23 protein-coding genes and 2 pseudogenes are annotated in these 22,403 nt (G+C 73.3%); 14 read left to right on the top strand and 11 right to left on the bottom strand.

Annotated features, from left to right (window positions below; all coding sequences use genetic code 11):
- Window positions 1-15: 15 nt before the first annotated feature.
- Window positions 16-1,095 carry an NADH:flavin oxidoreductase/NADH oxidase gene (locus tag AC07DA_RS32495; protein WP_479131817.1) on the bottom strand — a complete coding sequence of 360 codons (1,080 nt, stop codon included), beginning with the start codon at window positions 1,093-1,095 and terminating at the stop codon, window positions 16-18.
- Window positions 1,096-1,184: 89 nt separating this feature from the next.
- On the opposite strand from AC07DA_RS32495, the gene AC07DA_RS32490 reads away from it, so the two are divergent.
- A complete protein-coding gene (locus tag AC07DA_RS32490; protein WP_479131816.1) occupies window positions 1,185-1,565 on the top strand; it encodes an ArsR/SmtB family transcription factor in 381 nt (126 codons plus the stop codon).
- Window positions 1,566-1,714: 149 nt separating this feature from the next.
- Window positions 1,715-2,173, top strand: coding sequence for a DUF6214 family protein (locus AC07DA_RS32485; protein WP_479131815.1), 459 nt, complete (start codon window positions 1,715-1,717; stop codon window positions 2,171-2,173).
- A 203-nt stretch (window positions 2,174-2,376) separates the two neighbouring features.
- Here AC07DA_RS32485 and AC07DA_RS32480 read toward each other — a convergent pair whose 3' ends face one another.
- From AC07DA_RS32480 to AC07DA_RS32465, 4 genes are all read right to left on the bottom strand, one after another.
- Window positions 2,377-3,174: a TetR/AcrR family transcriptional regulator gene (locus AC07DA_RS32480; protein WP_479131814.1), complete on the bottom strand. Its 798-nt coding sequence runs from the start codon at window positions 3,172-3,174 to the stop codon at window positions 2,377-2,379.
- Window positions 3,175-3,375: 201 nt separating this feature from the next.
- Window positions 3,376-4,071, bottom strand: coding sequence for a phosphatase PAP2 family protein (locus AC07DA_RS32475; RefSeq protein ID WP_479131813.1), 696 nt, complete (start codon window positions 4,069-4,071; stop codon window positions 3,376-3,378).
- Window positions 4,072-4,150: 79 nt separating this feature from the next.
- Window positions 4,151-5,086 carry a M56 family metallopeptidase gene (locus tag AC07DA_RS32470; protein ID WP_479131812.1) on the bottom strand — a complete coding sequence of 312 codons (936 nt, stop codon included), beginning with the start codon at window positions 5,084-5,086 and terminating at the stop codon, window positions 4,151-4,153.
- 99 nt (window positions 5,087-5,185) lie between these two features.
- Window positions 5,186-5,746 carry a DUF5134 domain-containing protein gene (locus tag AC07DA_RS32465; RefSeq protein ID WP_479131811.1) on the bottom strand — a complete coding sequence of 187 codons (561 nt, stop codon included), beginning with the start codon at window positions 5,744-5,746 and terminating at the stop codon, window positions 5,186-5,188.
- Between the two features lie 161 nt (window positions 5,747-5,907).
- Here AC07DA_RS32465 and AC07DA_RS32460 point away from each other — a divergent pair, with 161 nt between their 5' ends.
- Together AC07DA_RS32460 and AC07DA_RS32455 are read left to right on the top strand one after the other, a co-directional pair.
- Window positions 5,908-7,569, top strand: coding sequence for an FUSC family protein (locus AC07DA_RS32460; RefSeq protein ID WP_479131810.1), 1,662 nt, complete (start codon window positions 5,908-5,910; stop codon window positions 7,567-7,569).
- A gap of 431 nt (window positions 7,570-8,000) precedes the next feature.
- Window positions 8,001-8,540, top strand: a complete 540-nt coding sequence (locus AC07DA_RS32455; protein WP_479131855.1) for a MarR family winged helix-turn-helix transcriptional regulator — start codon at window positions 8,001-8,003, stop codon at window positions 8,538-8,540.
- 37 nt (window positions 8,541-8,577) lie between these two features.
- Here AC07DA_RS32455 and AC07DA_RS32450 read toward each other — a convergent pair whose 3' ends face one another.
- The 3 genes from AC07DA_RS32450 to AC07DA_RS32440 form a co-directional block, all read right to left on the bottom strand.
- Complete coding sequence (locus AC07DA_RS32450) at window positions 8,578-9,339, bottom strand: VOC family protein (protein WP_479131809.1); 762 nt, start codon at window positions 9,337-9,339, stop codon at window positions 8,578-8,580.
- A gap of 104 nt (window positions 9,340-9,443) precedes the next feature.
- Window positions 9,444-9,806, bottom strand: coding sequence for a hypothetical protein (locus AC07DA_RS32445; RefSeq protein WP_479131808.1), 363 nt, complete (start codon window positions 9,804-9,806; stop codon window positions 9,444-9,446).
- Window positions 9,807-10,424: 618 nt separating this feature from the next.
- On the bottom strand, window positions 10,425-10,817 hold the full coding sequence (locus AC07DA_RS32440; RefSeq protein WP_479131807.1) for a VOC family protein: 393 nt from the start codon (window positions 10,815-10,817) through the stop codon (window positions 10,425-10,427).
- 72 nt (window positions 10,818-10,889) lie between these two features.
- On the opposite strand from AC07DA_RS32440, the gene AC07DA_RS32435 reads away from it, so the two are divergent.
- Entirely contained in the window at window positions 10,890-11,429 is a 540-nt protein-coding gene (locus AC07DA_RS32435) for a GNAT family N-acetyltransferase (protein ID WP_479131806.1), read from the top strand.
- Between the two features lie 3 nt (window positions 11,430-11,432).
- Here the strand turns inward: AC07DA_RS32435 and AC07DA_RS32430 are convergent, their stop codons facing one another.
- Window positions 11,433-12,116 carry a glycerophosphodiester phosphodiesterase gene (locus AC07DA_RS32430; RefSeq protein ID WP_479131805.1) on the bottom strand — a complete coding sequence of 228 codons (684 nt, stop codon included), beginning with the start codon at window positions 12,114-12,116 and terminating at the stop codon, window positions 11,433-11,435.
- A 252-nt stretch (window positions 12,117-12,368) separates the two neighbouring features.
- Between AC07DA_RS32430 and AC07DA_RS32425 the strand changes: the two genes are divergently transcribed.
- Genes AC07DA_RS32425 through AC07DA_RS32415 form a run of 3 tightly spaced genes read left to right on the top strand, consistent with a single transcriptional unit; the run spans window position 12,369 to window position 15,624 of the window.
- Window positions 12,369-13,766, top strand: a complete 1,398-nt coding sequence (locus AC07DA_RS32425; protein WP_479131804.1) for a DUF6421 family protein — start codon at window positions 12,369-12,371, stop codon at window positions 13,764-13,766.
- A gap of 41 nt (window positions 13,767-13,807) precedes the next feature.
- Window positions 13,808-14,557 (top strand): SDR family NAD(P)-dependent oxidoreductase, encoded by a 750-nt coding sequence (locus AC07DA_RS32420; protein ID WP_479131854.1) that lies wholly within the window; start codon window positions 13,808-13,810, stop codon window positions 14,555-14,557.
- Complete coding sequence (locus AC07DA_RS32415) at window positions 14,554-15,624, top strand: threonine aldolase family protein (RefSeq protein ID WP_479131803.1); 1,071 nt, start codon at window positions 14,554-14,556, stop codon at window positions 15,622-15,624. The genes AC07DA_RS32420 and AC07DA_RS32415 overlap by 4 nt, the downstream gene beginning before the upstream one ends.
- A 23-nt stretch (window positions 15,625-15,647) precedes the next feature.
- Here AC07DA_RS32415 and AC07DA_RS32410 read toward each other — a convergent pair whose 3' ends face one another.
- Entirely contained in the window at window positions 15,648-17,018 is a 1,371-nt protein-coding gene (locus AC07DA_RS32410) for a hypothetical protein (RefSeq protein ID WP_479131802.1), read from the bottom strand.
- A 161-nt stretch (window positions 17,019-17,179) separates the two neighbouring features.
- Here AC07DA_RS32410 and AC07DA_RS32405 point away from each other — a divergent pair.
- Together AC07DA_RS32405 and AC07DA_RS32400 are read left to right on the top strand one after the other, a co-directional pair.
- Window positions 17,180-17,623, top strand: a pseudogene (locus tag AC07DA_RS32405) (transglutaminase domain-containing protein); the annotation flags it as partial.
- A gap of 9 nt (window positions 17,624-17,632) precedes the next feature.
- The gene (locus AC07DA_RS32400; RefSeq protein ID WP_479131801.1) at window positions 17,633-18,334 is read left to right on the top strand and encodes a B3/B4 domain-containing protein; all 702 of its coding nucleotides are present in this window, start codon (window positions 17,633-17,635) and stop codon (window positions 18,332-18,334) included.
- Between the two features lie 18 nt (window positions 18,335-18,352).
- On the opposite strand, the gene AC07DA_RS32395 is transcribed toward AC07DA_RS32400, so the two are convergent.
- The gene (locus AC07DA_RS32395; RefSeq protein WP_479131800.1) at window positions 18,353-19,081 is read right to left on the bottom strand and encodes a lysophospholipid acyltransferase family protein; all 729 of its coding nucleotides are present in this window, start codon (window positions 19,079-19,081) and stop codon (window positions 18,353-18,355) included.
- Between the two features lie 284 nt (window positions 19,082-19,365).
- Here AC07DA_RS32395 and AC07DA_RS32390 point away from each other — a divergent pair.
- From AC07DA_RS32390 to AC07DA_RS32375, 4 genes and pseudogenes are all read left to right on the top strand, one after another.
- Window positions 19,366-19,779, top strand: a pseudogene (locus AC07DA_RS32390) (thioredoxin family protein).
- 83 nt (window positions 19,780-19,862) lie between these two features.
- Window positions 19,863-20,354, top strand: a complete 492-nt coding sequence (locus tag AC07DA_RS32385) for a flavin reductase family protein (protein WP_479131799.1) — start codon at window positions 19,863-19,865, stop codon at window positions 20,352-20,354.
- A gap of 220 nt (window positions 20,355-20,574) precedes the next feature.
- The gene (locus AC07DA_RS32380; RefSeq protein WP_479131798.1) at window positions 20,575-21,363 is read left to right on the top strand and encodes an electron transfer flavoprotein subunit beta/FixA family protein; all 789 of its coding nucleotides are present in this window, start codon (window positions 20,575-20,577) and stop codon (window positions 21,361-21,363) included.
- Window positions 21,364-21,415: 52 nt separating this feature from the next.
- Entirely contained in the window at window positions 21,416-22,378 is a 963-nt protein-coding gene (locus AC07DA_RS32375) for an electron transfer flavoprotein subunit alpha/FixB family protein (RefSeq protein ID WP_479131797.1), read from the top strand.
- The last annotated feature ends 25 nt before the right edge of the window (window positions 22,379-22,403 follow it).

Here is a 22,403-nt window from a genome sequence, read left to right as displayed (position 1 = left end):
CGGCGGAGTGCCGGATCAGACCGAACGGTGGTACTGGTCCGGCACCCGCACCTCCCCGCCCAGTTCACGCGCCGCGTGCCGGGCCCACGAGGGGTTGCGCAGCAGTTCGCGGCCGAGCAGCACCGCGTCCGCCTCGCCGTTGGCCAGGATCTTCTCGGCCTGCTCGGCGTCGGTGATGAGTCCCACCGCGGCGACCGCCAGGTCCGTCTCCTGCTTCACCCGGGCCGCGAAGGGCACCTGGTAGCCGGGCCCGGTCGGGATGCGGACACCGGCGGCGTTGCCGCCGGTGGAGACGTCCAGCAGGTCCACGCCGTGGGCCCGCAGTTCGCGCGCGAAGCGCACGGTGTCGTCGGCGGTCCAGCCGCCCTCGTCGAGCCAGTCGGTCGCCGAGACGCGGAAGAACAGCGGCTTGTCCTGCGGCCACACCTCCCGCACGGCGTCGACGACCTCCAGCGCGAACCGGGTGCGGTTCTCGTACGAGCCGCCGTAGGCGTCGGTGCGGCGGTTGGAGTGCGGGGAGAGGAATTCGTTGATCAGGTAGCCGTGGGCACCGTGGATCTCGGCGATCTCGAAACCGGCGGCGAGCGCGCGGCGGGCCGCGGCCGCGAACTGCTCGACGACGGCCTCGATCTGGTCGGCCGTCAGCTCGGCCGGGGCCGGGTGCGCGTCGTCGAACGCGATCGGGCTCGGCGCGACGGAGCCCCAGCCGTGGGCCTCCGGGCCGACCGGACCGCCGCCCTTCCAGGGGCGGTCCGTCGACGCCTTGCGCCCGGCGTGGGCCAGCTGGATGGCCGGAACCGTGCCCTGCTCCGTGAGGAAGCGGGTGATCCGGCGGAACGCCTCGACCTGCGTGTCGTTCCAGATGCCCAGGTCGTAGGGCGAGATCCGGCCCTCCGGGGACACCGCGGTGGCCTCCACGATGATCAGGCCCGTGCCGCCGGTCGCGCGTGCGGCGTAGTGCGCGAAGTGCCAGTCCGTGGGGGCACCGGCCGCCGGACCCTCCGGCGCCGCCGAGTACTGGCACATCGGGGGCATCCACACGCGGTTCGGGATCGTCACATCGCGCAGGGCGTAGGGCTCGAAGAGCGCGGTCACGGCGGACTCCATTCGTCACGGGGCCGGGGTCGACTCGTACGATAGGCATCGTAGTACGGTGGATGTCAAACTACGAGGGTTCTCGTACTATGGGGTCCCCGAAGGAAGTGGAGCCCGCCGTGACGTCCGCCGTCGCCAGTAGCCGTGATCTGCCGCATCCCGCGCGGGACGAGATTCGCCTGGAGGGCGTGCTGCACGCGCTCAGCGATCCGATGCGGCTGCGGATCGTGCGGGAACTCGCCGCCGTCAGCGGCGAGTTGTCCTGCTCCGACTTCGAGCTGCCGGTCACCAAGTCGACCACCACGCACCACTTCCGGGTACTGCGGGAGAGCGGGGTGATCCGGCAGGTGTACCGCGGGACGGCCAAGATGAACGGACTGCGGCGGGACGATCTGGACGACCTGTTCCCGGGGTTGCTGGACGCGCTCCTCGACGCGGCGGGGCGCCAGGCCGATCGGGTGGGCGGCTGAAACCGGCGGCCGGGCTCCGCTGACAGGGTGCTGTGCTCCGCCCGGGACGCGTGTCCGATCTGTATGGAATGTGATCGTGCGGTTTCGTTCCGTATGTGCTGCAAGCATCCTTTCTGAATCTTTCTGATCGCTCTCCGGTCGACGGTGCGGTGTCCGTGCGGCCGGCGTGGGAAGTGCGGGAGAACGAGGACGCCACGCGGTGGTTCGAAGTCCGGGTCGCCTTCCCGGACGGCGCGCGCGTCGACGCGCTGGCCGTCCTGGCCGGCGGACGCGTCGGTGTGGAGGAGGTGCGCGCTCAGCCCGCGCTCTCCTTCGACGACCTGGGCGTGCTCGCCGACTGGATCGAGGAGGCGCTGGCCGAGGCGTGCGGTGCCGGGCCGGTGCCGGGAGGGTGCGAAAGCCACGGGCGCCGGGCGCGCCCGGCCTGGCCGCGCGGCGCGGAGGGGCGCCGGCGGGTGGCGCAGGCGTACCGCGCTGCCCAGCGCGACGGCATCGATCCGGTCCTCGCGGTGATGTCCGCGACCGGTCACAGCCGCCGCACCTCACTGAGACTGATCGGCCAGGCCCGTGAGGCCGGCCTGCTGGCGTCTCGCCGCGCGCGGGGGTGACGGGGCGCGCCGTGCGGACGCCGGGTGGTGGCGGGCGCCGCTCGGGTGGCCGGGGCGCGTGCGGGTGGGGTGGGAGGGGCTGACGCCCGATGCCGGGTGGCGGGTGCCGTTCGGGTGGCCGGGGCGCGTGCGGGGTGGGTTGAGGGCTGGCCCCCGATGCCGGGTGGCGGGTGCCGTGTGCTGCCGAACGGCGCGGGCGCGCCTTACGGTTGGGCCTCCGGCTCCCGCCCCGTGCCGGCCGCGCCGGCCGCGCTCCCGTCCGCCACCGGTGCGGCCCCGCCCCCGGCCGCGGCGTCGACGGCGTTCCGGCGCGTGGTGCCGGCCTGCCGGCCGCTCGGGGTGTTCGCCCCCTCCCCGGTCGCGAAGAACCGCGACAGGTCCGAGTCGCCCGTCCCGCCCGGCGTCGCCGTGTCCGGCGGGGTGCCCAGCTCCCAGTCCAGCCGGTAGCGCTTGAACAACTCGGCCCGCAGTACCGGCACCGGCATCGGCACCCCCGGCACCAGGGCCGCGTACACCGCGCCCATCAGCAGGGCGCGCAGCATCGGGTAGTCGCTGTCCGCGTCGCGCGACCCGTGCCGGACGACCGTGTCGCGCAGCAGCTCGGCCAGACGGCGCTGCTCCGGGCAGGGCACGAAGCCCTCGGCCTGCAGCAGCCCGGCCATGTGCTGGCGCATCAGCACGGGCCGGTCCCGGGCCAGGCCCAGGATCGCGTCGATGGCCCGGGCCATCCGCTCCCGCCCGTCCTCGGTGCGCGGCTCGCGCTCCAGCGCCTCCTCCAGCGTGCGGTGCATCAGCCGGTGCACGGCGGACTGCACGAGCTGGCGTTTGCCCGGGAAGTAGTACGAGACCAGACCCCGCGCCGAACCCGCCCGGTCGGCGATGTCGCCGAGCGTCGTCGCCTCGAACCCGCGCTCGCCGACCAGTTCGACCGCCGCCTGCAGAAGCCGCTCCTTCGAACGTCTCCGCAACTCTTCATTGACCGAGGCGCTGCGCGGGGACATGCTGAAACTCCTGCGTTGACTGGCTGCCAGCCAACTATACTCAGGACGTCCACGGTCCGGCCCGCGGTGGCCGGTGCCGGCGATGCCGTCCGCCTCGGGCGACGCGGGGGATCGTCCGAGGCGGACGCGCAGACGCACACATGGTCGCCTCGGGCCACTTCTCCCGGCTCAGGCGCGAGGGCCCGGAATGCCGACGCGCCGCTACGCGCGCCCGTCACCGTCCCGGTCGCGCGGCAGCCGGCGCTCGTGCACCCACACCGCCAGGGCCACCACCAGCGCGCCCAGCAGCCAGCCGCCCACCACGTCCGACGGCCAGTGCACGCCCAGCCAGACGCGGGTCAGTCCGACGCCGACCACGGAGACGACCCCCACGGCCAGCGCCGTGCGCCACAGGACCGGGCCGGCGCCGTGCCGGCGCAGCAGCCACAGCAGGAGACCGCACACGACCGTGGCGGTCATGGCGTGCCCCGACGGGAACGCCGAGTAGTGGGCCGTGTCCACGGGGTCGGGCCACACCGGGCGGGGACGGTCCACCGCCGCTTTCAGGCCCTGCTGCAGCAGCGAGCCCAGCGCGACGGCCAGCGCCAGCCACAGTGCCGTCCAGCGCGCCGCGAGCCGCACCACCAGCCACACCACGACGACCGCGCAGAGCAGGCGCATCGTCCACGGGTCCCACACCCAGTCCGTCAGGACGCGGCACACCTGGGTGAAGCCGGGTTCGTCGACCGCCCAGCGGTGGGTGGTCCTGGAGATGTCCCCGTCCGCGCCGATCAGCGGGCTCCATCTGGCCGCGACGAGGGTCAGCAGCAGGATCGAGCACGCGGCCAGGACGCCGGCGAGACCGGCGACGGCGCGATGTTCCGGACGGGGCGGGGATGTCACGGACGGGGAGTGCATGAGGCGATCCTCGCCGAACCGGGGGGTACGGATCCAGTACGGGGGCGATCTTCGGCCCCGGAGTGGCGGATCCCTCCCGTCAGCCCAGTGCCCGCAGCCCCGGCACGAACGCCACCAGCACCGGCACCACCGGCACCAGCGCGGCCGCCGCCGTCAGCCGCAGGCGCCGGGCCGCGCTCAGCCGGTCCGGGGGAGTGAGCAACCGGTGCACCCGCGCCGGGACATGGGCCTGCGGCGTCGGGCAGGGCCCGAACACCCCCCGGTGCTCGTTGAGTTCCACCAGTGCCAGGGCGGTCGTCAGCCGGCCGAAGCGGCGGGAGGCCGTGTCGTCCGCGGCGAGTTCGACCAGCCGGTGCATCTCGTCCCGGAACGCGGCGAACACCGGCACCTGCGGGAATCCGTCCGCGAGGGCGGCGGAGCAGTTCAGCAGCCAGTCGTGGCGGGCCCGCGCGTGTCCCTGCTCGTGCGCCAGCACGGCGTCCAGTTGCCGGCCTTTCAGCCGGCGCAACGCGCCGGTGGTGACGACCAGTCGGGGCGGGGTGCCGGGCAGCCACCAGGCGTCGGGCCGCTCGCTCTCCAGGACGACGAGCCGGCCGGAGGCGGCCACCTCGCCCGGCAGCAGCGGTGCCCGGACCTCCAGGTCGGCGCGCCGGCGGCGGTGCCGGGCCCGGGCCCGGCCCACCTCGCGCACCAGCATCGCCGCGCTCCACAGCGCGCCGCACGCCAGCGCGACCGCGATGGCCGCCGCCCAGGGGCCCGCCGTGCCGAGGGCGTACGCCTCGACCACGCCGTCCGGCGCGGTCGCGAAGACGTGTCCAGCGACGGCGTGCCAGGCCGCCGCGGCGCTGAGCGTCATCGCCAGGGCGCAGCACACCAGCACGGCCGCCACCACGCACTGCCACATCCACAGCGCGACGACCGGTTCCCGGTCCGGCCAGCCGGCCCGGGCGAGCAGCCGGGGGCCGGCCACGGCGGTCAGGGCGCCGAGCAGCAGCAGCGCCGCGGGGAGCATCATGGGAGGCAGCCTATGAGCGCGGCCCCGCTCCCGGGTACGCCCCGCGGCCGCGAAGTGACGCAGGCAACGGATTCCGCAGGGGGTGCCGCGCCCGCGGCCTCACAGTGTCAGCAGCATCGCCACCATCGCCATCCCCATGGACAGCCGGCAGGCCCGCGCCAGCTCCGGACGGTGGCCCCAGCCCCCCGCGTCACCGTCTGCGGCCCCGCTCCCGGCCGGCGCCCCCACCGGCACCAGCCGGACGCCGTTCAGCAGCACGTACCCGGCGAAGTAGAGCAGCAGCGCCCCGGTCAGCAGCGGGATGCCCGATCCGTCCCGCCCGTGGGCGTGGGCGGGGGAGCCGGCCATGACCACCGACATGTAGACCATCGCGGCGGCTCCCACCAGGTGGTGCAGGTGATGGGCGCCGGATCGCGCCGCCCACAGCGCGTGCACGCCCGCCGCGCCGAACACGACCGCGTAGGCGGGCCAGGCCCACGACGGCGGGGTGAACACGGCGGCGGGCACCGCCATCACCGCCATCCCGAAACCCATCAGTGCCTCGCCGCCCGCGCCGCGCCGCTGCTCCCCGCCGCCGCTGCGCATCCGCACCAGGCAGTAGGCGCCGGTCACCGCGCAGAGCGCCACCATCAGCCAGCCGGACGAAGCCGGTCCGTGCACGCGCACCTCCCCGTTCGACAAGTCGGTCATTCGATGCCCGGGCCGTGCGGCGCGCACGCGAGCGCAAGGGTGTACACGGGGAGCATGCGGCGGAGCACGGCAGATGAGGGGCGATGATCCACCCGATTCTTTACGGGTAAAACACCTGTTAATCTTCCCCTGTGAGCAGTGTGACGCCCCCCGCACCCCCGCAGACCCGGCGCCTGCCGCTGGCCGGCGTGCTGCGGCCCGGCCGGCCCTCGGACATCTGGTTCAAGCCCGCGCTGAGCGTCGTCGCGGCGATCGCCCCGCCCCACCTCACCCTGCTCGCCCTGGACCGGCTGGACCTCGCGATGTACTCCACCGCCGGGTCCCTGTGCGCCCTGTACACCCACAACCGGCCCTACGCCGCCCGGGCCGTGGCCCTGCTGTGGGTGGTGCTCGGCATGCTCGGCGGGCTCACCGTCGCCCTCGTCGCGGCCTCGCTGACCGACAGCGCCGCCGTCCTGGTCACCGTCGGCGCGCTGCTGGCCGCCGCGCAGAAGGCGCTGTGCGACGCGACCCGGGTCGGTCCGCCCGGGAACGTCGTCCTGACGTTCGTCACCTCGGCCTCGCTGTTCGTGCCGCAGACCCTCGGGCAGGTCCCCGGCCACCTGGCCCTCGCGGCCGCCACGGGTGCCTGGGCCTGGCTGGTCTGCATGGCGCCGGCGCTGATCCGCCCGCACGGCCCGGAGCGCCGCGCCACCGCGAGCGCCCTGCGGGCCGCCGCCGCGTACGCCGACAGCGGAGGTTCCGGTGAGGGGCACGCCCGGGCCCGGGCCGCGGGCTACCACGCCGTGCAGGCCGCCTGGCAGTCGCTGCTGTCCACCGGCGCGCCGTCCCGGACCCGGCGCGCGCTCGAACGGCTCGTGGTGCGCGCCGAGGTGGCCCTCGCCGCACCGGCGGACGCGGACGCCGGCCGACTGCGCGCGTGGGCCCGTGCCCTGCGCTCCACCGGCCCCGTCCCGCAGGCCGGGCTGCCACCCGCGGCGGCGGACGAACTGCTCGGGGTGGACTCGGCCCGTTCCCCGCGGACCCGGCTCGGTCCGCTGACCCCGCTCGCGGCACGTACCGCGCTGGGCTGCGCGCTCGCCGGCTACGCCTCCCTCGCGCTGGGCATCGGCCGCCCGTACTGGGCCCTGGTCACGGCCGCCTCCCTCTACCAGGCCAACATCGCCCTGACCTGGAGCCGGGCCGTCCAGCGGGTCGTGGGCAACGCCGTCGGGGTGCTCGTCTTCGCGGCCGTCGTGCCGCTCGCCCACCTGGGCGGGGCGGCGCTCGTGCTGTGCTGCGTGGCGTTCGCCTTCGGCGCGGAGGCCCTCATCAGCCGCAACTACTGGCTCGGCAGCGTGTGCGTGACGCCCATGGCCCTGCTCATCACCGAGTTCGCCGGGCGGCAGAGGCCCGGCGAGCTCATGACCGAGCGGGTCGTGGACACCGCCGTCGGGGCGCTGGTCGGCTTCGCCGCCGCCGTGGCGGTCACCAACCGGCGGGCGGGCGACCGCGTGGAACACGCCCTGACGGCCGCCGACCGGGCCCGCGAACACGCGGCCCGGCTGCTGACCGAGCCGGACCCCGGGGCGGCCGCCCTGGAATCGGCCCGCCGGTCACTCGCCGCAGCCCTGGCCGACCTGCGGACCACCGCCGACGCGGCGGCCGGGGAATGGTGGCAGCGCGCGCTGCCCCAGGAGCGGGTCGTGCTCGCCGAGCGGTCCGGACACCGTACGCTCGCCGCTACGGCACGACGCCAGGGGCTGCTCCCGGACCGCGGTCCGGACACGGAGACGGAGGACGCACGGCCATGACGCCGACGGAAGGACCATCGCCCACGGGTCCCGGCCCGGGCCCCGGCCCGCGAGCGGCGACGGAAGCAGCGCGGACGCGGCAGAACCGACGACCCGCCCCGCCCGGCACCGGCCGCACGGACACGCGAGCCCCCGGCGGGACGCGGCCGGCGGAGGAGACACCGGCGGCCCGGGCGGACGGCCCGGGCGGGCATCCCGTGGCCGGGGGAGGAGCCGGTGTGCCTCCCGAAGCCACAGCGGTCACCGGTCCGGGCGCCGCGACGCCCCGGGGAGACACGGACAGGGCCCGCACCCCCGGAGGGGACGGCAGCCAGGGTTCCGAGGCCCGACGCGACCGCGGGGCGGACGACGCCGGTGGGGCGAAGGCGACCGGAGGGGAAGCGGGCGGAGGGCGTCCCAGCGGCGGGGACGGAAGCCGCCCGGTCGGGGACATCCCGGGCCTCGCGGCGGGGGTGTCCGGGGCGCGGCGGGCCGACACCGTCTCCGCCGTCGTGCGGCAGTGGCGGGCCGTGCACCCGGGCCTCGACACCGGGCCGATGGAGATCATCGGGCGGATCAACCGCTGCGCCGCCCTGCTGCAGCAGGCCGAGGACGCCCCGCTGCGCCGGGCCGGACTGAGCCGCCCCGAGTTCGATCTGCTCGGCGCGCTGCGCCGTACCGGGCACGAGCTGACGCCGGGGGAGCTGGCCCGGGAGACCTTCTCCTCGGGCGCCGCCGTCACCAAGCGGCTCAAGCAGCTGACCGAGCGCGGCCTGGTCGAGCGCCGCGGCGACACCCGCGACCGCCGGGTCGCCCACCTGCGCCTCACCGACGCGGGCCGGGACCTCGTCGACGGGATCCTGCCGGCCCAGCTCGCCTACGAGACCGCCGTACTCTCCGGTCTCGGCGGCCCCGAGCAGGGCGAACTGTCCGCACTGCTGGGGGAGTTGCTGGCGCAGCTGGAGGGCAGGCTGGGCGCGCTGCGGACGTGAGACGCCGGCTCCCCAGCGGCTCGTCCCCCTTGCGAATTCAGAACCGGTCGCCGGCCCGGTACACCCCGAACATCGCCCCCTGCGGATCCCGCAGCACCGCGATCCGCGGCCCGTCCGGCACGGACGTCGGCACCATCAGGACGCTCCCGTGCCGCTGCACGACGGCGGTGGTGCCGTCGACGTCCGCCACGGCGAAGTACGGCAGCCAGTGCGCCGGCACCTCGGGCGGGAACTTGTCGTCCATCGTCACCATGCCGCCGAACTCCGCCCCGGCGACACCCCACCGGGTGTAGCGCTCCCCGGCGTCCACGGTCCACCCGAGCACCCGCGTGTAGAAGGACACGGCCTGCTCGGGGTCCCGCGTGAACAGCTCCACCCAGCCCAGCGCGCCCGGCGCGTTGAACAGCCCGGCGCCCGGGAAGGTCCCGGCCTGCCACAGCCGGAACACGGCACCGCCCGGATCGGCGGCGACCAGGAAGCGGCCCGCGTCGGACACGTCCGTGGGGCCGAGCAGCACCACTCCGCCCGCGTCCGCCACCGTACGGGCGGCGGCGTCCGCGTCGGTCACCGCGAACGACACGGTCCAGGCGACCGGCTGCGACGGCTGGTCCAGCGGGGCCAGCGCGGCCACCGCGTCCCCGTCGAGGCGCGCGACGGTGTGACCGCCCGCCTCCTGACGCGGGCCGGTCCCGGGCCGCCAGCCGAACAGCCGCGTGTAGAACCGCCGCGCGGCCTCCAGGTCGCTGGTGCCCAGCTCGGTCCAGCAGGGCCCGCCCGTCACCGGTGCGTCGAGCTTCATGGCGTTCCTTCCGCGGGAAACCCCTTGAGGCACGCTAAGCCGCCGACGGCGCACCCGGCATCCGGGGAAACCCACTGGTGTGCCGCGCGGCTCCCGTCGTACCCTCACCGCGTACCGCACCGCGTGGCGGCCTCCCGTTCCTTGCCCCATCCTGCCCGGAGGTCCCCATGCCCGCGCCCGAGGTGCGCCCCTTCCGCCGAGCCGACCGCGACCAGCTCACCGACCTGGTGAACCTGCACGTGGCGGCCGTCGTCCCCGGCGTCTCCGTCTCCGTGAACACCGTCCTCGGCCACCTGGAGCGGCAGCCCGGTGAGTTCGTCACCGACCCGTGGGTGGCCGAACGGGTCACGCTGGTCGCCGAACACCGCGCGCACGTCGTCGCCGCCGCCCATCTGCTGCGTCACCGCGCCGACGCCTGCGTCGGCGCGGACCACCGGGGAGCGGCGGAGATCAACTGGTTCGTGCACCGCCCCGCCGCCCCCCTCTGGCCCGACGCGGACCGGGCCGCCGATCTGCTGATGCGGGCGTGCCTGGAGCGGTTCGCCCGCTGGGACGCCCGCGCCCGGTACGCGGACGGCTCGCTGCCCGCCCCCCTGGTCTACGGCCTGCCCCGCAACTGGCCCCACACCCGGGCCCTGTACGAACGCGCGGGCTTCCGGCACGTCGGCGGCACCGAGGTCGTCCTGATCGCCCGGGTGGCCGACCTGCCCGTGCCCGAGCCCCGCCCGGGCGTCACGGTGGAGCGCACGCTCGGCGAGTGCGGCACCCGCTTCACGGCCCGCGCGGGCGGCAGGGCCCTCGGGTTCGTGGAGATCGACACGGCACTGGCCCGTCCGGAACGCCACGCCCGCGCGGCGGGCCTCGCCGACATCGGCAACCTGCGCACCGACCCGGCCGAGGCCGGCACCGGCCTGGAGCACTGGCTGCTGGCCCGGGCCGCCGACTGGCTGCGCCTGTGCGGTGCCGACCGGCTCGTGGCCTACGAGGCGGACTCCGACACCGCCGCCCTCGGCCTGCTCACCGGCGCGGGCTTCCGTGAGCTCACCCGCACCGACCGGGGCTGGGCGCACCGCCCCGGGGCGGCCTCAGATGCCGGGCCGGTAGCGCATCGGGTGATCGGCCGGGACCTCGACCAGGACGATCGGGGTGCCATCCGGGTCCGCGATCCACATCTCGACCAGCCCCCAGGGCTCCTTCACCGGCGGGCGCACGATCTCCACGCCCTTCGCCCGCAGTTCGTCGCGGGCCGCCGTCACGTCGTCGACCTGGAGCCACAGCCGGGCGGCGGGCGCCGGCGGGGTCTCGGCCCGACCCGACACCTCCAGGAAGCCCCCGCCCAGGAAGTAGACCGTGCCGCGCTCGGGCCCCGTGCCGAACTCCCGGTAGACGGCGAGCCCGAGCTGTTCACCGTAGAAGGCACGGGACTTCTCGGGGTCGGTGGGACGCAGGAGGATCCGGCTGCTCAGTACATGCACCATGCACGGGAGCCTAGTGGCAGGGTTACGCTCATCCCTGCCCGAGCCGCGCCCAGGACACGGAGACGCCCGCCCATGGACACCCTCGCCACCGGACTGACCTTCCGCGACGCCACCGACGCCGACGTGGACGAGCTCGTCGCGCTGATCGAGTCGGCGTACCGGGGCGAGGCCAGCCGGGCCGGGTGGACGACCGAGGCGGACATCCTGGAAGGACAGCGGACCGATCCGGAGGGCGTGCGGGCCGTCATCAAGTCGGCCGACAGCCGGCTGCTGACCGTGGAGCGGCAGGGGCGGATCGTCGCCTGCTGCCAGCTGGAGCACCGCGGGGACCACGCCTACTTCGGGATGTTCTCGGTCAGCCCCCGGCTCCAGGGCGCGGGCCTCGGCAAGGTGATCATCGCCGAGGCGGAGCGGCAGGCCCGCGCGGCCTGGGGCGTGACGGAGATGCACATGACCGTGATCTCCGTCCGCGACGACCTCATCGCCTGGTACGAGCGGCGCGGCTACCGCCGTACGGGCCGGATGACCCCCTTCCCGTACGGTGACGAGCGCTTCGGCATCCCGCTCCGCGACGACCTGCAGTTCGAGCTGCTGGTCAAGGAGCTCGGCTAGCCGTCAGGCCGTGAAGCGTCCCGTGCGCTTGATGTCCGGGTGGTCGGTGGTCGCGCCGTCCAGGCCGAACGCCCGGACCAGACGCAGGTGGTCCTGGGTGTTCACCACCCAGCCGATGACCCTCAGATCGGCCTCGCGGGCGCGCTCCACGGTCTCCAGGGTCAGCCGGCGGATGTTCAGGCAGAGGGTCTCGGCACCGGCCGCGACGGCGCGGTCCACGACGTCCGTGCCGTAGCGGCTGGCGACCAGCGCGGTGCGCACGCCCGGCACCAGTGGCTTGATCTCGGCGATCGCCTCGTCGTGGAACGAGGACACCTCCACCCGGCCGGCCAGCCCCCGCTCGTTCATCACCCGCGCCAGGGCCCGCGCCGCCCGGGCGTCCTTGATCTCGGCCTGGAGCGGTGCCCGGACGGCCTCCAGGACCTCCTCGAAGACCGGTACCCGCTCGCCCCGCCCGGCGTCCAGGGCCCGCAGCTCGGCGAGGGTCTTCTCGGCGATCGGCCCGGTGCCGTCGGTCGTGCGGTCCACGTCCGTGTCGTGCATGACGACGAGCGCGCCGTCCTTGCTCAGGTGCAGATCGAGTTCGATGGCGTCGAGGCCGGCCTCCTGGGCGGCGACGAAGGACCGGAGGGTGTTCTCCGGCTCCACACCCATGACTCCGCGGTGACCGATGGTGAGGAAGTTCACGACGCGACTCTCTTCCGTCAGCAGGCGGCAGCAGTGGGGCCCGCAGGGCCCACCCGACCGTATCGCCTGCGCCCGCCCCTCGCGGAGAGCGAGGGCATGGTCACCTCATCTACGGGCATAAGCGTGACCGACAGGAAAAAGTGCGGTGAAGGCCGGGGTCAGGCAGGATAATTTCCCGAGGTAGCCCTTGCTGGGAGGAACCTCGTGTGTATACGGTCGGTACACGTGAGATTCTCCCGTGGAGGATGGGACATGACGGAAATTCTTGTGCAGGTGGGTTCGGAGGACGGGGTTTCTCCCGTGGCCAGGGTGGTGGAGCACCCGGCGTGGCCCGTGCTCAAGGATGCCGTGGAGCGGATCCGGCCATGGCAGTCCAAGGACGGGTCGATCGACTTCGACGCCGAGGGCGCGCCCGACCCGGCCGACGCGGAGCTCGCCGTCCGGCAGGTCGCCGACGCCGTCCTGGAGCTCTCCCCGCTGCTCCCGCACGACCAGGCGTACCACGAGGCCCTGGCCAAGGACCTGACCCGATGGGCCGACAGCGGTTTCCAGGTGCCCGACTTCCTCGACTCGCTGCTGGCCTTCCAGCCCGCAGCGAACCGGGCGGACGGGCTGCAGCACCTGGTCGTCTTCCCGATGTACACGCAGAACGGCAACCCCGACCGCAACCTCGAAGCGGTCGTGCTGCGCATGGTCTGGCCGGACTGGCTGGCCGAACTGGAGCGCACCCGCTACGACAACCCGTTGTTCTGCGGCATCAAGTTCGAGGACTTCACGTCCGGCTACGACACCAACTCGGCCGTGCTGTTCCCGGAGACCATCGCCGTGCGCGAGGCGCCGGAGCGGTTCACCTGGGGCGGCATCTTCTGCGACCGCGAGGCCGCCCGCTTCCGCCGCGTGACCGACGCCGCCGTCGAGATCCTGGGCCTGGAGCTGCCCGAGGACGTCGCCGCGATGGTCCACGACCAGAAGCGCTGCGAGGAGGCGTTCGTCCTGTGGGACATGGTCCACGACCGCACCCACAGCCACGGAGACCTGCCGTTCGACCCGTTCATGATCAAGCAGCGCCAGCCGTTCTGGATGTACGGCCTGGAGGAGCTGCGCTGCGACCTCACCGCCTTCAAGGAGGCGGTCAAGCTGGCGGCCGAGGGCGTGCCGCAGGCCCGTGACGTCCAGGTCGCGGTCCTCTTCGACCGCATGTTCCGCTTCCCGGTCACCGGCGAGCGCGTGCGCAACTACGACGGCCTCGGCGGGCAGCTCCTGTTCGCCTACCTCCACAAGCACGACGTCGTCCGCTGGACCGACAACAAGCTCTCCATCGACTGGGAGCGCGCCCCGCAGGTCACCAACCAGCTGTGCGGCGAGATAGAGCAGCTCTACCGCGACGGCATCGACCGCCCCAAGCTCGTCCACTGGTTCGCCGGGTACGAGCTCGTCTCCACCTACCTCTCCCCGCACCCGGGCTCGAAGTGGGCCAAGGGCCCGGACGCCCTGGACCTGACGCAGCCGCCGCGCAAACTCGTCGATGACGTGCTTCCGGACGAGTTTCCGCTGAGCATGTTCTATGAGGCACTGTCCAAGAAGCTGAAGAACGTGATCGCCTCCACCAAGGGCATCACGGCGGACGGCGCCGAGCGGATCGCCGCGTGAGCGATCGGCGTACCGAGAACACTGCTCAGGAGGCGAAGAACATGGCGGGGAACGGGGCGCTCAGCGGTGCGGTGATCGCGGTGGCCGGTGCGGGCGGGCCGGCGGGCCGGGCGGCGCTGCTCAGGCTGGCCGAGGCGGGAGCCACCGTCATCGGCTCCGACAACGATCCCGAGCGGCTGGCGGAGGCGGTGGACGCGGCGAGCTACGCGACCGGCGGCGCCACCGTCACCGGCGACACGGTCGACCTGCTCGACCTGCAGGCCACCCGCGACTGGGCCAACCGCATCGAGAAGGACTTCGGCCGCGTCGACGGCCTGGTCCACCTCGTCGGCGGCTGGCGCGGCAGCGAGACGTTCACCAGGACCAGCCTCGACGACTGGGACTTCCTGGAGATGCTGCTGGTGCGCACGGTGCAGCACACCTCCCTGGCCTTCCACGAGGCGCTGCAGCGCAGCGACCGCGGCCGGTACGTGCTGATCAGCGCCGCCGGCGCCAGCAAGCCCACCGCGGGCAACGCCGCCTACGCCGCGGGCAAGGCGGCCGCCGAGGCGTGGACGCTGGCCATGGCCGACTACTTCCGCAAGGCCGGGGGCCCCGACGGGCCGACGTCGGCGGCTGCGATCCTGGTGGTGAAGGCACTGGTGCACGACGCGATGCGCGCCGAGCGCCCCCACGCGAAGTTCGCGGGCTTCACCGACGTCAAGGATCTGGCCGAGGCCATCACCGACGTCTGGGAGAAGCCCGCCGCCGAAGTGAACGGAAAACGTCTGTGGCTCACCGAGAAGCCGTGAACCCGCCGAAGACCGACGCGCGCCGCCACCACGACCCCGACGTCCGCGGTTTCGCCAGCGACAACTACGCCGGCGCCCACCCGGAGGTGCTTGCCGCCCTGGCCCTGGCCAACGGCGGGCACCAGGTCGCCTACGGCGAGGACGCCTACACCGAGAACCTTCAGCGCGTCGTCCGCAGCCACTTCGGGGCCACGGCCGAGGCGTTCCCGGTCTTCAACGGCACCGGTGCCAACGTCGTCGCGCTCCAGGCGGTCACCGACCGCTGGGGCGCGGTGATCTGCGCCGAGAGCGCGCACATCAACGTCGACGAGTGCGGCGCGCCCGAGCGGGTCGGCGGGCTGAAGCTGCTGACCGTCCCGACGCCCGACGGCAAGCTCACGCCCGAGCTGATCGACCGGCAGGCGTACGGCTGGGACGACGAGCACCGGGCGATGCCGCAGGTCGTCTCGATCACCCAGGCCACCGAACTGGGCACGGTCTACACGCCGGACGAGATACGGGCGCTGTGCGAGCACGCCCACGCGCACGGCATGAAGGTGCACCTGGACGGCTCCCGGCTGGCCAACGCCGCCGCCACCTTGAACGTCCCGATGCGGACGCTCACGGAGGTCGCCGGCGTCGACATCCTCTCCCTGGGCGGCACGAAGAACGGCGCCCTCTTCGGCGAGGCCGTCGTCGTCCTCAACCAGGACGCCGTCAGCCACATGAAGCACCTGCGCAAGCTGTCCATGCAGCTCGCCTCGAAGATGCGGTTCGTGTCCGTGCAGCTGGAGGCCCTGCTCGCCCGGGACCTGTGGTTGCGCAACGCCCGGCACGCCAACGAGATGGCCCAGCGCCTCGCCGAGGGCGTGCGGTCCGTGCACGGCGTGGAGATCCTCCACCCGGTGCAGGCCAACGCGGTGTTCGCGCGGCTGCCGCACGACGTGAGCGAGCGCCTGCAGAAGCGCTTCCGCTTCTACTTCTGGGACGAGGCCGCGGGCGACGTCCGCTGGATGTGCGCCTTCGACACGACCGAGGACGACGTGGACGCGTTCCTCGCGGCGCTGAAGGAGGAGATGGCCCGCTAGGGCCATCTCCCCCGCGCGGGCCGTCAGTTGACGACGATCCGCGCGCTGTTGTTGCGCAGGTTCGGGTCGAACTCCCGGATGCTCAGCTCCGGGTCGTCGTTGAGGGTCTCGACGGTGGCGTGCGCCCCGCGCACGACACGGTCGATCCGCAGCGGGATCCGGAAGCCGTAGGACGCCTTGTCGTGCAGGTAGATCGGCGTCCGGCAGTAGTGGGTGGCGGGGGACGTACCGTCCTCCTCCGTCCAGCACCGGTCCTCCGGCAGGGTGCCGACCGTGGTGCCCTCCGGCGCCCGGAACCGCACGGTGGCCACGGAGGCTCCCACGCCCAGCGACGCCACCCAGGCCGGGCCACGGTTGTGGACGGTGACCTCGGCGGTCACGGTGTCACCGACGGCCCCGCGCACCCGGCTGCCGGTGAGCTCCAGGTCGGCGGTGTTGCGGGCGTCGAGGATGACGGTCCGGAAGTTGTCCTGCGGGTCGATGTCGGGTTCCGGCGCCGCCGTCCTGCGTGCGGTCACGGGCCGCAGGTCCAGCTCACGGCCCGTGCCCCGGGTCCAGGTCCAGTCGCCGCGGGCCTCCTTGAGCGCCTCGTCCGAGTACGGCTGGACGGAGTGGTCGAACCGCTCGTACATCGCCTTGCGCCCGACGCCGAGCCGGGTCGTCACCGCGTACCGCTGTCCGGGCGCCACCGCCTCGTCCAGCACGCACAGGGCTCCCGTGCCGGTGACGTGGTCCCGGTACTCGCAGTTCGCGTGCCGCTCCATGAAGCGCAGCCCGTACGAGGCGCTGATCCACATCAGGGTGCGTTCGGCGGTGCGGTTGCCGCTGTTGGACAGCGTCGCCCGCACGCTCGTCCCGGTGCCCGGCCTGAGATCGCGCTGGTAGGGGGTCTCGCTGAGCCCGAGGTCAGGCCCGTTGCCCAGACCGACCCGGGTCTCGGCGGCGTAGGACGTGAGCTCCCCGGCGGTGGCCGAGTAGCGCACGTGCCCGGAGGCACCGAGGTCCGCGCCGGGCAGCGCCCGCAGCCCGAACGTGGCGGCCGGTACCGTGCCCGTCCCGTCCGGCATCCCCGGGAAGGCGCAGACCGCCCTGACCTCCGACTCGGGCGCGCAGTTCGCGGGCCAGGACACCCGCGCGAAGGCGGCGACCTCGCTCACGTCGACGGTCAGCCGACCGGCCGGCACGCTGCCGTCCGCGACATCGCGGCTGACCGTCACCTCCAGGCTGCGCTCGCGGGCGCTGCCGTCCGCCTCCGCGCCGGGCAGGACCGTCTCGTACGGCGCGCCGATCCACAGTCCGTTCTCCGCGGCCTGCGCGGGCGCGCCGCCGATTCCGGCGGCCGCGAGTGCGCCGCACGCCACCGCTGTCCCCAGCAGACGTCGTAAGTGCTTCATGTCCCCCTCCTCGTCATCGTTCCGTGGATCCGAGACCCGTGCCGCGGAGGAAGGGTTGTGGCCGGGCCGAAGGTTGCGGCGGTGTTCGGCCGTTCTCATCGGACTGCATAAATATACGAGATGTCGAAAATTGATTGACCCGTGCGAGCGGCGCTCCCTATCATGCGCGGGTGGCGTTCGAGTTCGTGCGCGACGCCATCACGCACTCACAGGATTCCGGCGACCCGCGCGTCACCTGGCGGGCCTCCGACGTCCTGGAACAGCGCACCGGCATCTGCTACGCCAAGGCGCACGCGCTGGCCGCGCTGCTGCGGGCCGAGGACATCCCGACCGCGCTGTGCTACCAGAAGTTCGACGAGGTGCACGGGCTGGTCGCCGTGCGGTTCAACGGCGCCTGGCACCGGCAGGACCCCCGGGGCAACAAGCCCGGTGTCGACGCGCGGTTCTCGCTCGACGGCGAGCGGCTGGCCTTCGTGCCCGACCCGGCGTCCAATGAATTGGACTACCTGGTCCTGTATGCTGCACCACACCCGGCCGTGCTGGACGTCCTGCGGGCGGCACCCGACCGGCCGTCCCTGTGGCAGACACTCCCCACCGCACTCTGAGGCCCGACCATGACGCTCTCACTCACCGTGTCCGACGACGTCCGCGCTCTCGCGCCCGGTTTCACACATGTCGCGATCGAGGCCCACGGCCTGGTCAACGGGCCGAGCACCGACGCCGGCGCGGGACTGCTGGACGACGCCGCCCACCGGCTGGCGGCCCGGCTGGACGGCCGCGCCCCGCACGAGGACCCGCACATGGTGGCCTGGCGCGCGGCCTACACGGCCTTCGGGTCGAAGCCGTCCCGCACCCGCAACTCCGCGGAAGCCCTGGCCAAGCGGGCCCTGACGGACGCCGGGCTGCCCCGGATCAACCTGCTCGTCGACCTGTACAACGCCGTCAGCGTCGCCCATCTGGTCCCGGTCGGCGGTGAGGACCTCGACCGCATCCAGGGCGGCATGCGCCTGGTGCGGGCCACGGGCACGGAGGACTTCGTGACCGTGGCCGGCGGCGAGGAGACGGTGGAGCACCCCGACGCGGGGGAAGTGGTGTGGTGCGACGACGCCGGTGTGACCTGCCGCCGCTGGAACTGGCGCCAGGGACCGCGCACCCGGCTCACCGAGGGGACGACCTCGGCCATCTTCCTGCTGGAGGGCATGGCGCCGATGCCGGTGGCCGAGGTGGAGGCCGCCGCGGCGGAACTCGCCGGACTGCTGGAGAAGTTCAGCCCCGGCGCCGACATCGACGTACGCGCTCCCTGGTCCGCCGCCTGAGCCGCGGACGCCCGGGCGTCAGTGCGCCTCGGCCGCCCGCACCTGCTCCGGCGTCGGGGCCGTGCCGCCGAGGTGGGCGGGCATCCACCAGGTGTCGTCCGGGCCCTTCGGGCGTACGGGGTAGGCACGCTGGGCGGCCTCCAGCAGTTCCTGGACGCGCTCGCGCAGCTGGCGAGTGATCGCCCCCGCGTACTTGTCGCGTGAGGCCTCGATCGCCTCGCCGACCCGGATCGTGATGGGGATGTGGCTGCGCTTGAAGTTGCGCGGCTGGCCCTTGGTCCACAGCCGCTGCGTGCCCCACACCGCCATCGGGATCAGCGGGACGCCGGCCTCCTGCGCCAGGCGCGCCGCGCCCGACTTGAAGCTCTTGAGCGTGAACGACTGCGAGATCGTGGCCTCCGGGAAGACCCCGACGATCTCGCCCGACCGCAGCGAGTCCAGGGCGTGCGCGTAGGCCGCCTCGCCCTGCTTGCGGTCGACGGGGATGTGCTTCATGCCGCGCATCAGCGGACCCGAGATCCGGTGCCGGAAGACGGACTCCTTGGCCATGAAGCGCACGAGACGTTTCTGCGGCAGCGCCGCCAGGCCGTTGAAGACGAAGTCCAGGTAGCTGATGTGGTTGCTCACCAGTACGGCGCCGCCCGAGCGCGGGATGTTCTCCGAACCCTGACAGTCGATCTTGAGGTCCCACACCTTGAACAGCGTGCGGGCGAAGCCGACGACGGGACGGTAGACGAGCTCTGCCATGGGCGGTTCGGACCCTTCCTGCTCTGCCTGGGAAGGGATTCCCAGCGGACAAGTTACGCAGCCGTAGGTTTACGGGCTTGTCGCAGATCGTGCCCCAAGAACGGCCGGGTAGCCAGTCCTCGTGCCCGTGGGAGAGGAGATTCTCGTCACGTGGCCCCGGACCCCACCTCGTGCTTTTACGCCCGCATTACCCCGCGCGCGTCGCCACACGCCGCACGAGCGGGTATGACCCGCGGCCCGGGGCCCGGGAATCTCCGCGGCCCCGGGAACGCTTGCAGCAGGTGATGACCGGACTGGTGGGTGTGTGTGGCGGTGCTCGCGGCGGCGAGCGCCGCCGGAGTGCCGCACAGGCGGCGGAGCGGGAGAGTGCGGTGCGCGGGCGGGACGAGGACAGGCGGCTCGGTGCGGCGGAACTGGGCGCGGAGCTCGGCGAGCGGGCCACGCTCGTGCAGTTCTCCAGCGCGTTCTGCGCGCCCTGCCGGTCCACCCGGCGCGTCCTCGGCGAGGTCGCCGGGCTGGTCCCGGGCGTGACCCACGTCGAGATCGACGCCGAGGCGCACCTGGACCTCGTACGGCGGCTGGACATCCTCAAGACCCCCACCGTGCTGGTCCTGGACGCCGAGGGCCGGGTGGTGCGGCGGGCCGTCGGGCAGCCGCGCAAGGCCGACGTGATCGCCGCGCTCGGGGAGGCGGTGTGAGGAGCGGGGCCGCGCCGGTGAGTCATCTCCCACATCACGGAACGAACTTGACTGCGCCGACCATTTATCGTCAGCCTGACCCCATGCCTGCGGACCTCCTCACCACGAGCGACCTCCTGCGCTCGGTCTTCCGGCGGCACGCGGCGGGCGTCGCCGTCATCACCGCCCGTGGCGATGCCGGTCCGGTGGGCTTCACCGCCACCTCCCTGACCTCCGTCTCCGCCGAGCCGCCCCTGCTCTCCTTCGGCATCGGCACCGGCGCCTCCAGCTGGCCGGCGATAGCCGAGGCCGATCACGTCGGCGTCCACGTCCTCGGTGAGCACCAGCGGGAACTCGCCGCCACCTTCGCCCGCAGCGGAGCCGACCGCTTCGGGGCGCCCACCGCCTGGCGGGACGGGCCCGAGGGCGTCCCCGTCCTGGACGGCGTCCTGGCCTGGCTGGTGGGCCGGGTCGTCGCGCGCGTCCCGGCCGGCGACCACCGCATCGTCATCGCCGAGGTCGTGCACGGCGACCCCACCGGGACCGGCCGCCCCCTCCTCTACCACCATGGGCGTTTCCACCGGCTGGGCGACTGAGCCGGGGCGTCCCCCGGGGCTGCGTGACCGTCGAGTTCCGGTTACGCTGCGTTGCGAAGGTCACAGTTCAAAGCGCTTGCTTAGCGGGAACGAACTCTGTGTACTGACGAGTAATATTTCGCTCGGAGCGTGGGTCGCCCCGACCGGGATCGGCCGCTTGAGGCGCCTATGCTGCCTGCAAGAGGCAGCCGAGAAATGACGATGCAGTAGGAGAGCCGGCGTGAGCTTGAGGATCGTTGTCACTGTGAAGTACGTGCCCGACGCCACTGGCGACCGGCACTTCGCCGATGACCTGACCGTCGACCGGGACGACGTGGACGGTCTGCTCTCCGAGCTCGACGAGTACGCGGTCGAGCAGGCGCTGCAGATCTCCGAGAACTCCGACGACGACGTGGAGATCACCGTCCTGACGGTGGGCCCCGAGGACGCCAAGGACGCCCTGCGCAAGGCGCTGTCCATGGGCGCCGACAAGGCCATCCACGTCGAGGACGACGACATCCACGGCACCGACGCCATCGGCACCTCCCTGATCCTGGCCAAGGCGATCGAGAAGGCCGGCTACGACCTGGTCATCTCCGGCATGGCCTCCACCGACGGCACCATGGGCGTCGTCCCGGCGCTGCTCGCCGAGCGCCTGGGCGTCCCGCAGGTCACCCTGCTCTCCGAGGTCTCGGTCGAGGACGGCACGGTCAAGGGCCGCCGCGACGGCGACGCCGCCTCCGAGAGCCTGGAGGCCTCCCTGCCGGCGGTCGTCTCCGTGACCGACCAGTCGGGCGAGGCCCGCTACCCCTCCTTCAAGGGCATCATGGCGGCCAAGAAGAAGCCGGTGGAGTCCTGGGACCTGTCCGACCTCGACATCGAGGCGGAGGAGGTCGGCCTGGAGGGCGCCTACACGGCCGTCGACGGCGCGGCCGAGCGCCCGGCCCGTACCGCGGGCACGATCGTCAAGGACGAGGGCGAGGGCGGCAAGCAGCTCGCCGAGTTCCTCGCGGCCCAGAAGTTCATCTGAGCCCGATCGCCGACCGTCCCTCATCTTTCGCAAGCAGGAGAGAAGAAGTCCCATGGCTGAAGTTCTCGTCTACGTCGACCACGTGGACGGTGCCGTCCGCAAGCCCACGCTGGAGCTGCTGACCCTCGCCCGCCGCATCGGCGAGCCCGTCGCCGTCGCGCTGGGAGGCGGCGCCGCCGACACCGCCGCCGCGCTCGCCGAGCACGGCGCCGTCAAGGTCCTCACCCACGAGGCCGCCGAGTACGCCGACTACCTGGTCGTGCCGAAGGTCGACGCCCTTCAGGCCGCGCACGAGGCCGTCTCCCCGGCCGCCGTGCTGGTCCCGTCCTCCGCCGAGGGCAAGGAGATCGCCGCCCGCCTGGCGCTGCGCCTGGGCTCCGGCATCATCACCGACGCCGTCGACCTCGAGGCCGGCGACGAGGGCCCGGTGGCCACCCAGTCGGTGTTCGCCGCGTCCTACACCACCAAGTCCCGTGTCTCCAAGGGCACCCCGGTCATCACGGTCAAGCCCAACAGCGCCGCCGTCGAGGCCGCCCCGGCCGCCGGCACCGTCGAGGCCCTGGACGTGACCTTCTCCGCGCAGGCCACCGGCACCAAGGTCACCGGCCGCACGCCGCGTGAGTCCACGGGCCGCCCGGAGCTGACCGAGGCCGCGATCGTGGTCTCCGGCGGCCGTGGCGTCAACGGCGCGGAGAACTTCGCGATCATCGAGGCGCTCGCCGACTCCCTCGGCGCGGCCGTCGGGGCCTCGCGTGCCGCGGTGGACGCCGGCTGGTACCCGCACACCAACCAGGTCGGCCAGACCGGCAAGTCCGTCTCGCCGCAGCTGTACATCGCCTCCGGCATCTCCGGCGCGATCCAGCACCGCGCCGGTATGCAGACCTCGAAGACGATCGTGGCGATCAACAAGGACGCCGAGGCCCCGATCTTCGACCTCGTCGACTACGGCGTCGTCGGCGACCTCTTCGACGTCGTCCCGGCCCTGACCGAGGAGATCAAGGCCCGCAAGGGCTGATCGACCCGGCTGCCCGAAGGCCCCC

Source organism: Streptomyces sp. NPDC044921 (assembly GCF_056432865.1).
The sequence above is the reverse complement of the archived record's forward strand: the minus strand, read 5'-3'. Positions and strand labels throughout refer to the sequence as shown.